The organism is Pseudoalteromonas sp. S3431, from assembly GCF_000690035.1.
Taxonomy (GTDB): domain Bacteria; phylum Pseudomonadota; class Gammaproteobacteria; order Enterobacterales; family Alteromonadaceae; genus Pseudoalteromonas; species Pseudoalteromonas fuliginea.
The window spans coordinates 30,547-43,700 of the sequence record NZ_JJNY01000001.1; the positions used below are offsets into that span (position 1 = coordinate 30,547).

The following is a 13,154-nucleotide window of genomic DNA, read 5'->3' on the forward strand; positions in this document are numbered from 1 at the left end:
ACTTATTTAAATAAGTGGTTTTTTTGCTTTAAAGCAGTTTAACTTACTTTGCGCTGTGCAGCCTGAATGTATTGCACTAAATCTTCAATAGAAACCACGGTCATATTATGTTTATTAGCATAATCACTCACCTCAGGTAAGCGCGCCATTGAACCATCAGGATTTGTTAGTTCACAAATTACGCCAAATGGTTTTAAGCCGGCAAGTTGCATTAAATCAACGGATGCTTCGGTATGACCGCGACGCACTAATACACCACCCGTTTGTGCTTTTAAACCAAACACATGCCCAGGGCGCGATAAATCACTTGGTTTTGCATTATCCGCTGTCGCTGCTTTTATAGTAGTTACTCTATCAGCAGCAGACACGCCTGTTGTAACGCCATGCTTAGCTTCAATAGTGACTGTATAAGCGGTGTTATTTTGACTCGTATTGTTAGCTACCATTTGCGGTAAGTCGAGCTGTTTAATGCGCTCCTCCCCCATGCATAAGCAAACAATGCCGCTGCCTTCGCGGATCATCTCGGCCATTTGAGAAGTCGTTAAATGCTCAGCTGAAAAAACAAAGTCGCCTTCATTTTCACGGTTTTCATCATCAACAACAAGTACGCCTTGGCCTTGCTGTAGTGCAGTGATTGCGCTTTGTACGCGGGTATGGCTTTCGCCAAATTGAGTAAGTAGAGACTGAATCATCATTATATTCCAAATAAAAATAATAGATTCAGGACTGTGAAAGGATCAGTAATACATCACTTAAATTTAAAGCGAACACTACCAAAATAGCTTAAATAAAATAACAAAAAGCACGCAACAAAATGCAGCGCACAGTGTTATACCAACTGCATTAAATTAGTGATTAATTATAGCGCAAAAAAACAGCTCACTTAACGCGATACAATGATCAGGCCTTTAATAAAATCGGTATTAGTATAATAAGCCATATTCTCTTTCATCCGGACTGTAACCGTCGGCTCTGGCATCTCACCAGATCTGCTTGACCTTTACTTAACCTAAAATAAGTTAAATAAAGCGCTCGCGGGCTCGTTTAAGTCATAAAAAACATTAAACATACCGCCGGTGGGGAATTTCACCCCGCCCTGAGAATTCACTTTTATAACTAGAGCGCTATAAAAGCGGGCTCATTATACCCTTTAACCTAATTACTTATCAAAGGTAAGTGAGTACACTTCTAACAAAGCTCGGTATTTAATGAGGCTTTGATGACTTTACCTTCATTTATTTCAGCGGTGATTGTACAAGTAGCGCCGTTTACTAAATTTAAGTTAGGTGGAACATGACCTATATCGGCATCAATAATTACAGGAAATAAACACCCACCTAGCGCTACATCTAACGCATGGCGATAATCAAAGGCATCGTAATGACTTTGTGTAATTTCACTTCGCCCTAAAATCAAACCATTGATGTCGTCAAATATGCCCGCTAATTTTAATGACAGTAAAAATCGTGCAACGGTTGTCGGTGTAAGCTCTGAGTTTTCAAGGTATAGAATAAGTCCTTCAGGTGCGCTGTGCTTCTTAAACTCATGCAGCGCTAAAAATGGCGAGTCAAGCAATAAACCTACGGTATCTAAACACCCACCAAATAACCGACCAGACATTTCTATGGTACGTTTATCTGTGTAGTTTAAACATTGCCAATTTGTGGGCTCACTCGGGCTGAGTAATTCGTTCGGGTTTTGCGCGTAATCAGGCTTATTTTTTTGATATAAAGAAGAAGGACCTTGCTCAAATTTACTACCGGCTTCGTAGGTCAGAGTTTCAAATATTTGTAAGCTATACGGATTTTTTTCATCTGGGTGTAACTGCATAAGATTAGCGCTGTGAAGGGTTGCCCATTGGCACTTAGCTGTTAATGCACATGCAATAGTACTCACATCAGAAAAACCAACTAACCACTTAGGCTTTGCTTCTTTAATGGCGTTAAAATCAAGTAGTGGCAGTATCTCCATTGCCAGCTCACCACCCATCGGCGGCATAATCGCATCTATTTCATCATCAAGTAAAAAAACCATTAGCTGCTGAGCATGCGCTTTTGCGTTAAGCTGTTCACGTGGTTTGTTTTGACGTAAAAACTCCCCTTCAACAACATCATACCCTCGTTGTTTTAGTCCATTTATAACAATGTCTAATCGAGCATGGTATTTTTCTTTAAGACCTGATGAAAGCGAGCAAATTGCTATTTTTGATCCTACTTTCAAAGGCGCTGGGTAAAGTATATTAGCCATTGAGTGTTCCTTTTAATGAAGTGATTATGTACCTATATCATCATGCTTACTCTTTATGCAATATGAACACTCTTATCAGTATAGTGATTTATTTAAGGCATAAAAAAACCGATGTAATTACATCGGTTTTTATTTAAAACGTTAAAGTGAGTTATGCGTTAAAGATACTCAACTTCAATGATTTCGTACTCAACGATACCTTTTGGCGTTTCAATAGACACTGCGTCGTCCATTTGTTTACCAATTAAGCCACGTGCAATCGGTGAGTTAACAGAAATTAAGTTGTTTTTAATATCTGCTTCATCATCGCCTACAATACGGTATTTTACTTCAGCATCAGTATCTACATTTACTATAGTTACTGTGGTGCCAAAAATAACTTTGCCCGTATTTGGCATTTTAGTTACGTCGATTATCTGAACATTTGAAAGCTTCGCTTCAATTTCTTGAATACGACCTTCACAAAAACCCTGTTGCTCACGTGCAGCGTGGTACTCAGCGTTTTCTTTTAAGTCACCGTGTTCACGCGCAACAGCAATGTCGGCGATAATTTTTGGACGGGTAACTGTTTTTAATTCGTTAAGCTCTTTGCGCAGTAAATCTGCGCCACGAACTGTCATCGGAATTGATTGCATACTTTTCTCACTTAACACCAAGGCCCTAGTTGGCCTTGGCACATTTCCTTAGTTCAATCGCAGGTGTAGCTCTTGAACTGACGTTACTTTACTACGGTCATCTGCTTTGTTAGCAGTACAGTTAGCAAAAGCCGCGTTCAAGGTTGTCGTATAGTTGGTTTTATTTTGCAATGCACCACGACGTAACACCTTCGAATCTTCGATCGCTTGGCGACCTTCGGTGGTATTAACGATATAGCTGTACTCTTTATTCTTGATATAATCAAGAATATGCGGGCGGCCTTCATATACTTTGTTTACACGTCGTACTTCAATGCCAGCTTCTTCAAGAGCGTGTGCCGTGCCACCAGTTGCGTCAAGTTCAAAACCTAAGTCGGTCATGATTTTGGCTAATTCAACAATACGTGGCTTATCGCTATTACGAACAGATAATAGCGCGCGACCACCTCGTGGTAAAGTGTTGCTTGCACCTAATTGTGCTTTTGCGAATGCTTCGGCGAAAGTATCACCAACACCCATCACTTCGCCTGTTGAACGCATCTCAGGACCACGGATTGGATCCACACCCTGAAACTTAGCAAATGGTAAAACAACTTCTTTAACGCTGTAGTAAGGAGGGATTACTTCTTTAGTAATGCCTTGGCTTGCTAAAGACTGGCCCGCCATACAACGAGCAGCTACTTTCGCAAGCGCCACACCGGTAGCTTTAGATACAAACGGTACCGTACGTGCGGCACGCGGGTTGACTTCAATTAAGTACACTTTGCCATCTTTTACGGCAAACTGTGTATTCATTAAGCCAACAACACCAAGCTCAAGCGCCATGTCGGTTACTTGCTTGCGCATTACATCTTGCACTTCTTGTGATAAAGAATGTGCTGGTAATGAACAGGCTGAGTCACCCGAGTGAACACCCGCTTGCTCAATGTGCTCCATGATACCGCCGATGATTACTTGCTCGCCGTCGCAAATTGCGTCAACGTCAACTTCAATCGCATTATCTAAGAAACGGTCCAGTAATACAGGTGCTTCGTTTGATGCTTGTACCGCTTCGGTCATGTAGCGACGTAAATCATCTTCGTCGTATACAATTTCCATTGCACGACCGCCTAGTACATACGACGGGCGTACAACTAATGGGAAGCCAATCTCAACTGATTTAAGTAGTGCTTCTTCAGTTGAAGTTACTGTTGCGTTTTCTGGCTGAAGTAAATTTAAACGCTCAACAAGTTGTTGGAAGCGTTCGCGGTCCTCTGCACGGTCAATCGCATCTGGTGAAGTACCTATTACTGGCACGCCATTAGCTTCAAGCTCACGTGCTAATTTAAGTGGTGTTTGACCACCGTACTGCACGATAACGCCTTTAGGCTTTTCAACACGTACAATTTCAAGTACGTCTTCAAGTGTAATTGGTTCGAAGTATAATCTGTCTGATGTATCGTAATCGGTAGATACTGTTTCAGGGTTACAGTTAACCATAATGGTTTCATAGCCGTCTTCGCGAAGCGCAAGCGAGGCATGTACACAACAGTAATCAAATTCAATACCTTGGCCGATACGGTTAGGCCCGCCACCAATAACCATGATTTTGTCTTTATCTGTTGGGTTTGCTTCACACTCTTCATCGTAAGATGAGTACATGTAAGCTGTGTCTGAGCTAAATTCTGCGGCGCACGTATCAACACGCTTGTATACTGGCACGATGTTTAATAAGTGACGTTTTTTACGAATTTCAGCTTCAGATACACCTGCAATTTCAGCTATACGTGGATCTGCGAAACCTTTGCGTTTAAGTTTACGTAGGAAGTCGGCATTTAAACCAGCCATACCTACTTCACCAATTTTTGCTTCGTCTTTTAAAATATCTTCTATTTGTACTAAGAACCAGCGATTAACTTTAGTCAGCTCATAAACATCATCAACGCTCATACCATGGCGCATTGCATCGGCAATGTACCAAATACGCTCAGCACCTGGTTCGCGTAATTCGCGGATGATTTTTTCTTTCGCTTTAGGGTCATCAAGTGCAACTATTGGGTTAAAACCTGTTGCGCCCACTTCAAGACCACGTAATGCTTTGTGTAATGATTCTTGTTGGTTACGACCAATCGCCATTACTTCGCCAACAGATTTCATTTGCGTAGTTAAGCGGTCGTTAGCACCGGCAAATTTTTCAAAGTTAAAGCGAGGAATTTTTGTTACAACGTAATCGATTGAAGGCTCAAAAGACGCTGGAGTTTTACCGCCAGTAATATCGTTTTGAAGTTCATCAAGCGTATAACCTACTGCTAGCTTTGCAGCAATTTTAGCAATTGGGAAACCCGTTGCTTTTGATGCAAGTGCAGATGAGCGTGATACGCGTGGGTTCATCTCAATGATAACCATACGGCCATCTTCAGGATTAATACCAAACTGCACGTTAGAACCGCCAGTTTCTACACCAATTTCACGTAATACCGCCATAGAGGCGTTACGCATAATTTGGTATTCTTTGTCGGTTAGCGTTTGCGCTGGTGCAACGGTGATTGAATCGCCAGTGTGAACACCCATAGGGTCAAAGTTTTCAATGGTACAAACAATAATACAGTTATCGTTTTTATCACGTACAACTTCTGTTTCGTACTCTTTCCAACCAATCAGTGATTCATCAATCAATAATTCGTTTGTTGGCGATAAGTCTAAACCGCGCTCACAAATTTCTTCAAACTCTTCCATGTTGTAAGCAACACCGCCACCGGTGCCACCCATGGTAAAAGAAGGACGAATGATACACGGCAAGCCAATGCGGGTCATTGTATCTTTTGCTTCTTCCATTGTGTGAGCAATCTCAGCACGTGGACATTCAAGACCAATGTTTTTCATTGCTACGTCAAAGCGTTCACGGTTTTCTGCTTTGTCGATTGCATCAGCCGTTGCGCCAATTAGCTCAACGCCATGCTTAGCCAATACACCGTGCTTGTCTAAATCAAGTGCACAGTTTAATGCTGTTTGACCACCCATTGTAGGCAGTACTGCATCAGGCTTTTCTTTTTCAATAATTTTTTCTACCACTTCCCAGTGAATGGGTTCGATGTAGGTAGCATCAGCCATTTCAGGGTCGGTCATGATAGTTGCAGGGTTTGAGTTAACTAATATAACTCTATAGCCTTCTTCTCTAAGTGCTTTACACGCTTGAGCACCAGAGTAGTCAAATTCACAAGCTTGACCAATTACAATTGGGCCTGCGCCTAAGATAAGAATGCTTTTTATGTCGGTACGTTTTGGCATTATTACTCCAGTTAAATTAGTGTTTACGCGCTTGCATCAAATCGATGAAGTGGTCAAATAATGGTGCTGCATCGTGTGGACCTGGACTTGCTTCAGGGTGACCCTGGAAGCTAAACGCAGGTTTATCTGTACGATGAATACCTTGAAGCGTTCCATCAAATAACGATTTATGCGTGGCACGAAGCGTACTTGGTAGGCTTGATTCTTGAGCTGCAAAACCATGGTTTTGAGCTGTGATCATAACTACATCGCGGTCTAGGTCTTTAACTGGGTGGTTAGCGCCGTGGTGGCCAAATTTCATTTTTTCTGTTTTAGCACCTGAGGCAAGGGCTAATAACTGATGACCTAAACAGATACCAAAAATAGGTGTGTCGGTTTCTAAAAAGGCTTGAATGGCTTCAATAGCGTAAGTACATGGCTCAGGATCACCAGGGCCATTAGATAGGAAGATACCATCAGGGTTTAAAGCAAGTACGTCAGCGGCTGAAGTTTGCGCTGGTACTACTGTAAGTTTACAACCACGGTCTACAAGCATACGTAAAATATTACGTTTTACACCGAAGTCGTAGGCAACAACATGAAACTTTTCATCAGCAGCGTCAAGGGTTTTAAATCCTTCACCTAATGTCCAGCTTGATTCGCGCCACTCAAAATTTTCCTTGGTTGAGACAACTTTTGCTAAATCCATGCCTTTTAAACCTGGGAAGGCTTGCGCGGCTTGTAACGCTTTATTTTCGTCTAGCTCGTCACCGGCAACAATACACCCGTTTTGTGCGCCTTTATCACGCAAAATTCGAGTTAGCTTTCTGGTGTCGATGTCCGCAATACCTAAAATATTACGTTCTTTTAAGTAATCATCTAACGATTGCTCGTTACGAAAGTTACTTGCTAGCAGTGGCAAATCACGGATCACTAGGCCTTTAGCCCAAATTTGATTCGCTTCTTCGTCTTCGCTGTTGGTACCCGTATTACCGATATGTGGGTACGTCAAAGTTACGATTTGTTCCGCGTATGATGGATCAGTCAAAATTTCTTGATAACCAGTCATAGACGTATTGAATACCACTTCACCGACTGACATGCCGTCAGCGCCGATTGCAGTACCGCGAAACACTGTGCCGTCTTCTAGGACTAACAGAGCGGATTTAGTCAAGTTAAACCTCCTAACAGTAAAAAACGGGAGTAAGCAATTGCTTAACACCCCGCCAATACCCAGAGGGATCGTCAAAACCAGATTTTTGTGAGCTTAAATTGTTTTACGCAGTCTTAAATGATGCAGATGTAAAGCATTCAACCTTCAATCATTTTTCTTGCCTAAAACTATTTTCATTCCCACTGAAACCCTGGATTTACTAGCCACTTGGGTATAATTGGAAACACGCATTTAGTAATTTTTGGCAAATTGGCTGCATATTACATTAAGTTAGCTTTTAGGTCTAACATTATTTGGTTAATTGTTACAAATAAGTCACTGTAGGTGAAATTAGACCCAAACAGTTAAAATAGTAACTAAACTACTTAAGATCTAGCACATCTTGCATATCATAAAGTCCAGCAGGTTTGTTTTTCAACCAGCTTGCAGCCCTTATAGCACCTAGAGCGAACGTCATTCTCGAACTTGCTTTATGTGTTAATTCAAGCCTTTCGCCCATTGTAGCGAAGTATGTGGTATGTTCACCTACTATATCGCCCCCTCTTAGGACAGAATAACCAATCTCATTTTGAGATTTAGCTGTTTCTACTTGGCTTCGGTCATATACCGCAACCTCGTCGTGATCCCAGCCTTTCGCTTGCGCGATTGACTCACCTATTGCCAGTGCGGTACCCGATGGTGCATCTATTTTATGACGGTGGTGCGCTTCAAATATTTCGATATCTAAATCGTCACCAAACTTAGTCGCTGCAGTTTGCACAAGGTTGAGTAATACATTGACACCTACGCTGTAATTGCGCGCAAATACAATAGGGATATGTTTAGCGGCATCGTGTAATAGCGCCATATCATCATTTGTTAAACCTGTTGTGCCAATTACCATAGGAATTTTTTGCACTACAGCGGTTTTTAAATGGTTTTTCATACCCGCTGGCAGCGTAAAGTCGATTAAAACATCTACATTATCTATTGTACTTTCGTCGCTAAAGCTAACACTGTTATCGGCTGCGCTGTTTACTTGATTTACATTAATGCCTAATAGCGATGAACTGCTTCGAACATATGCACCTGTAAGTTGTGTTTGTTCTTTGATTGTCGCGGCTTCTAATAGAGCTAAGCCCATTCTACCGTTAGCACCAAAAACACCTATTCGATTTGTAGTCATGGTTTTTACCTAATTTAATTTGAATCCGTTTATTAGCCATATATCCGGGCATTACAAAATACGTAGGTAGGTATTTTTATGCAGTTGGATAAATATTAATCGCTGAAAATCGCGTTGTTTTATAGATATTATCTAAAAGTCATGCAATAGTCAGGTGACCTTTTAATTTAATAATAATAACAATACCAGTTTACTTTAGCCATCTATACATTTAAACTTCTCTTTCGCGTCGATTTGGTCTTTGGCTTGCGGACGCTGCGGCTAACAACTTTTTTTAAAAAGTTGTACTGCTAAATTCAGCTAAAAGAGGAGTTTTGGCTGTGATAAATTTTACTGGTTATGAGGATTATGATGCAGCCATCATTTAATAAAAACAAAGCAATACTTTCTTTACTTCCCCTACTTACCTTTGTAGCGCTATTTTTAGGCTCAGGTTTGTATTTGCAATCGCAAGGGGTTGATTATGCTTTTTACCAACTACCCGCACCTGTTGCTATATTGCCCGCCATCATGCTTGCGTTTATTTTAAATAAAGGCACGGTAAACCAATGTGTAGAAACCTTTATTAAAGGTGCCGGACACAACAATATTATTACCATGTGTTTAATATACTTACTTGCGGGTGCTTTTTCTGCCGTTGCCAGTGCAACCGGTGGTGTAGATGCGGTAGTAAATGCAGGCTTATCGCTTATTCCACCTTCGTTGTTACTCCCTGGTTTATTTTTAATTGCAGCGGTTGTATCAACAGCAATGGGTACGTCAATGGGTACGATTGGCGCCATTGGCCCTATCGCTTATGCGGTATCAATTAAAACAGGTATAGATCCAGCATTAATGGCCGGTACGATTGTATCTGGCGCTATGTTTGGCGATAACTTATCTATTATTTCAGACACCACTATTGCAGCTACGCGCACGCAGGGCTGTGAAATGAAAGACAAGTTTAAAGAGAATCTTAAAATTGCTGTCCCTGCTGCAATACTGACTATTGGCCTATTGTTTTATTTAACACCTGCTGCTCAAGTTGTTGAAACCAAGGATTACGATATTTGGTTAGTGCTTCCGTATGCCTTTATTTTAGTGCTAGCAGTTGCTGGCTTGAACGTCTTTGTAGTGTTGTTTAGCGGTATTATTTTTGCCGCATTAATGGGCTTTACAGGAAGTTATGAAGGCGCAAGCTTTGTAAAAGACATTTACAAAGGCTTTACCGATATGCAGGAAATATTTTTACTATCAATGTTTATTGGTGGCTTATCTGAATTTATTCGTATTAATGGTGGCCTTGATTACATTGCTCAAAAAATTCAAGCAATTACTAAAATCATTGCAAAATGGCACCGTAAAGTGGCAGATCAATTAGGTATCGCTGCGTTAGTTTTAACAAGTAATGTCTGTATTGCCAATAACACCGTATCTATTATTGTGGCCGGCCCTATTGCTAAAAAGCTTGCTGATGATGGTGAAATAAGCGGTAAGCGCTCTGCAAGTTTGCTAGATATTTTTGCTTGTGTAACGCAGGGTTCTTTACCATACGGCGCACAAGCATTGTTACTTGGCGCTACGTTTAAAATAAGCCCTTGGGAAGTATCAACCTCTTCCTATTATTGTTTTATCCTAGCATTTACGGCAATAACTATCATTTGCTTACGCCGCAATAAAGCGTAATAAATTGCGTTTCCACATGTTGCAGCTTATAAGGTAAGCTGCAACATGTGTTAAATTAGCGATCAACAAATCAATCTCTTCTGCTATAATCTCTGCTTCCGCGTGTCACTAAAATTATAGTTATTAAACAGTTATGAAATTTAAAAAATTACTCCCTTTTATTACTTTTACTTCTCTTGCTTTATCATCGTCGGCTTTTGCTGCTAATTGGAGCAGTACAGCACTACACATTAATAATGGAAGTCAAAAAAATCCATTTTCTAAACAAGAGTCCGATACTACCGTTTACTCGGTTCAACATGCATCGGGCTATGACTACGGCGATAACTTCTTCTTTATCGATTACAGTAAAGACGATATAGATGATGGTTACCAAGATGCTGATTTTTATGGTGAATGGTACTCAACGGTAAGCTTATCGGCCATTAGCGGCGAAAAAATTGGCTCTGGTGCATTATTAGATGTTGGCCTTACGGGCGGTATTAACGTTGCTGGTGATGCAAAAGTAATGAAGTATCTACCAGGTGTTAAATTAAGCTGGGATGTACCTGGTTTTAACTTTTTTCAAACGTTGTTCACAGCTTACATTGACGATAGTGAAGGTGTAGCAAAAGGCGGTGCACCTATTGAAACTAATAGCTGGATGCTTGATGTAGCTTTTGAGTATCCTTTCTCTATTGGCTCACAAAAGTTTAGCTTTAAAGGCCACGCTGAATACATTGCTGAACGTGAAGATGAATTTGGTAACGATGTTGAGGCGTGGATACTCGCACAGCCTATTTTAGTGTGGGATATGGGCCATGCTATTCAAATGAAAGAAAACACACTACTGCTGGGTATGGAATTACAATACTGGCACAATAAACTAGGTACTGAAGTCACTGAGTCAGTGCCACAAATCCATGTAGAGTGGACATTTTAAGCTTTAACGATACTCGCTTTACTCAGTAATTAATAAGCGAAGCTTTATTTTAGCTTCGCTTCTTTTCGTCCACGTAAAACATTTAATTGAACAGGTGTAAATACTTAGTTATTGTTGTACTTCTTTTAAGCCAAGCGCTCGCCTTTAATAGGAGTAACCAAATGTCGTCGATTAAAGTTATTTGCTTTTCTACTTTATTGTTATTAACAAACAATGCATTAGCGAGCAAAACTCAAGATACCTCTTCACTTTCTTATGATGCGCTTTTAAGCAGTTACCAGTACGACTTTAAAGTAAATTACTTTAACATTGAGTCACAAAAACAGTCTCTTAAAATGGCCTATATTTACTTAAAGCCTACCAAATCCGACATGCCTACAGTGACGCTTATGCACGGCAAAAATTTTAATGCAGATTACTGGACTACCACTGCGCAATACCTGCAATCTTTAGGCTACGGCGTATTAATTCCTGATCAAATTGGTTTTGGAAAATCATCTAAACCAACTAATTACCAGTATTCATTTGCGGCTCTTGCTCATCATACTCATGCGTTAATGGACTCACTTAATATAAAAGAGTCAATTGTATTAGGGCACTCTATGGGTGGGATGCTAGCGAGTCGTTTTGCATTAATGTACCCAAACACAACAAGTAAATTAATTTTACTTAACCCTATTGGGCTTGAAAACTACCTGCAGTATGTTGATTACAAAGATACAAATTTTTTCTATAAAAACGAATTTTCAAAAACGCCAGAAGGCGTAAGAAAATACCAACAAAAAAATTACTACGATGGTAAGTGGAATGCCACATATTCAGCCTTAACCGACTTTATAACAGGGCAAATACAAGGCCCGGATAAAGAACAAATGGCATGGGTAAATGCAAAAACATACGATATGATTTTCACTCAACCTGTAATAACCGAATTTAAAGATTTAGCAGTACCGGTTAAATTAATTATTGGTACACGCGATAGAACCGGCCCTGGCCGTAACTGGAAAAAAGACGGTGTTGATTACGAGCTTGGTCGATATGATAAATTAGGCAAACACGCTGCAACACTTATCCCTGACGCACAATTATTTGAACTGGATAATTTAGGGCACCTACCGCACATTGAAGATTTCGAACGCTTTAAAAATGTATTTAAACAAGCACTTGCTGCTGAATAACCACGCTTAAAAACTAAAATAAAACCCCTGTAGGTAAATACTTACAGGGGTTTTATTTTAATTACGCATTAATACTAAACGTACACTACTTCAGATAGTAAAGCGCTTAACTACAGTGTGCATTGTGGGTTTTTACCCTGTGCTTTAGCAGTGCCTTGCTCGCTAAGTGCTTTACTCATTTGCGCTTGTAAATTTTTAATACGGTTACTTGGCGCTGGGTGAGTAGATAAAAACTCAGGGGTTGTACCGCTGCCCGCTGCACTCATATTTTCCCAAAGTGTAACCGACTCTTGTGGATTAAAACCCGCCTGTGCCATTAAATCCAGACCTATAGTATCGGCTTCTGATTCGTGAGAGCGGCTAAATGGTAAAACAACTCCATATTGTGCGCCCAAACCTAAGCCTTGCATAATTTCGTTACGGTATTGAATATTACCCATTTCAAGTGCAGCACTACCAAGCTGCATACCGGTATCTAAAATAGAGCTTTGTGAAACACGCTCATTAGAATGCTCAGCAATTACGTGCCCTACTTCGTGCCCTAGTACTGTTGCTAGTTGGTCTTGATTGGTGGCTATTTTTAATAAGCCCGTATGAACCCCAATGTAACCACCAGGTAGTGCAAAAGCGTTAGCAGATTCATCTTCAAATACCACTACTTCCCAATTTTGCGACACGTATTCTTTTGGTAATACAGCGACTACTTTTTCAGCAATGCAATTTACATATGCATTTGTTTTTGGATCTTTATTAATTGGTTGGCTTTTTTTCATATCTGCAAAGCTAGCTGTGCCCATTTCACTCATTTGTTGATCTGAGTAAAGCGCTATTTGAGTACGTCCTGTTGGTGACGTTTTACAACCGGCTAAAACGGCTGTCGCTAATACTGCAAGTACTAGTTTTTTCATGATAATTCTCTTAA

General features: G+C 40.5%; 10 protein-coding genes and 1 riboswitch. Of the genes, 3 read left to right on the plus strand and 7 right to left on the minus strand.

All coding sequences use genetic code 11. The features are described from left to right. Window positions 1-38: 38 nt before the first annotated feature. The 6 genes from ribB to dapB all read right to left on the minus strand — a co-directional run bounded on the left by ribB (window position 39) and on the right by dapB (window position 8,467). Entirely contained in the window at window positions 39-692 is a 654-nt protein-coding gene (gene ribB, locus DO88_RS17990; protein ID WP_008134744.1) for a 3,4-dihydroxy-2-butanone-4-phosphate synthase, read from the minus strand. A gap of 244 nt (window positions 693-936) precedes the next feature. After that, window positions 937-1,108, minus strand: a riboswitch (FMN riboswitch). Window positions 1,109-1,188: 80 nt separating this feature from the next. Beyond that, window positions 1,189-2,247, minus strand: a complete 1,059-nt coding sequence (locus DO88_RS17985) for a S66 family peptidase (RefSeq protein WP_033037718.1) — start codon at window positions 2,245-2,247, stop codon at window positions 1,189-1,191. A gap of 158 nt (window positions 2,248-2,405) precedes the next feature. Beyond that, the gene (gene greA, locus DO88_RS17980; protein WP_007375825.1) at window positions 2,406-2,882 is read right to left on the minus strand and encodes a transcription elongation factor GreA; all 477 of its coding nucleotides are present in this window, start codon (window positions 2,880-2,882) and stop codon (window positions 2,406-2,408) included. Between the two features lie 48 nt (window positions 2,883-2,930). After that, the gene (gene carB, locus DO88_RS17975) at window positions 2,931-6,149 is read right to left on the minus strand and encodes a carbamoyl-phosphate synthase large subunit (protein WP_033037722.1); all 3,219 of its coding nucleotides are present in this window, start codon (window positions 6,147-6,149) and stop codon (window positions 2,931-2,933) included. A gap of 16 nt (window positions 6,150-6,165) precedes the next feature. Next, on the minus strand, window positions 6,166-7,302 hold the full coding sequence (gene carA / locus DO88_RS17970) for a glutamine-hydrolyzing carbamoyl-phosphate synthase small subunit (RefSeq protein ID WP_008134738.1): 1,137 nt from the start codon (window positions 7,300-7,302) through the stop codon (window positions 6,166-6,168). Window positions 7,303-7,663: 361 nt separating this feature from the next. Further along, on the minus strand, window positions 7,664-8,467 hold the full coding sequence (dapB, locus tag DO88_RS17965; RefSeq protein ID WP_033037724.1) for a 4-hydroxy-tetrahydrodipicolinate reductase: 804 nt from the start codon (window positions 8,465-8,467) through the stop codon (window positions 7,664-7,666). A gap of 351 nt (window positions 8,468-8,818) precedes the next feature. Between dapB and DO88_RS17960 the strand changes: the two genes are divergently transcribed. From DO88_RS17960 to DO88_RS17950, 3 genes are all read left to right on the plus strand, one after another. Beyond that, complete coding sequence (locus tag DO88_RS17960; RefSeq protein ID WP_008134735.1) at window positions 8,819-10,132, plus strand: Na+/H+ antiporter NhaC family protein; 1,314 nt, start codon at window positions 8,819-8,821, stop codon at window positions 10,130-10,132. 133 nt (window positions 10,133-10,265) lie between these two features. Next, window positions 10,266-11,054, plus strand: coding sequence for a nucleoside-binding outer membrane protein (locus tag DO88_RS17955; RefSeq protein WP_033037726.1), 789 nt, complete (start codon window positions 10,266-10,268; stop codon window positions 11,052-11,054). Window positions 11,055-11,215: 161 nt separating this feature from the next. Next, window positions 11,216-12,232: an alpha/beta fold hydrolase gene (locus DO88_RS17950; protein WP_033037728.1), complete on the plus strand. Its 1,017-nt coding sequence runs from the start codon at window positions 11,216-11,218 to the stop codon at window positions 12,230-12,232. Between the two features lie 110 nt (window positions 12,233-12,342). Here the strand turns inward: DO88_RS17950 and DO88_RS17945 are convergent, their stop codons facing one another. Beyond that, a complete protein-coding gene (locus tag DO88_RS17945; protein ID WP_033037730.1) occupies window positions 12,343-13,140 on the minus strand; it encodes a M48 family metallopeptidase in 798 nt (265 codons plus the stop codon). Between the last annotated feature and the right edge of the window lie 14 nt (window positions 13,141-13,154).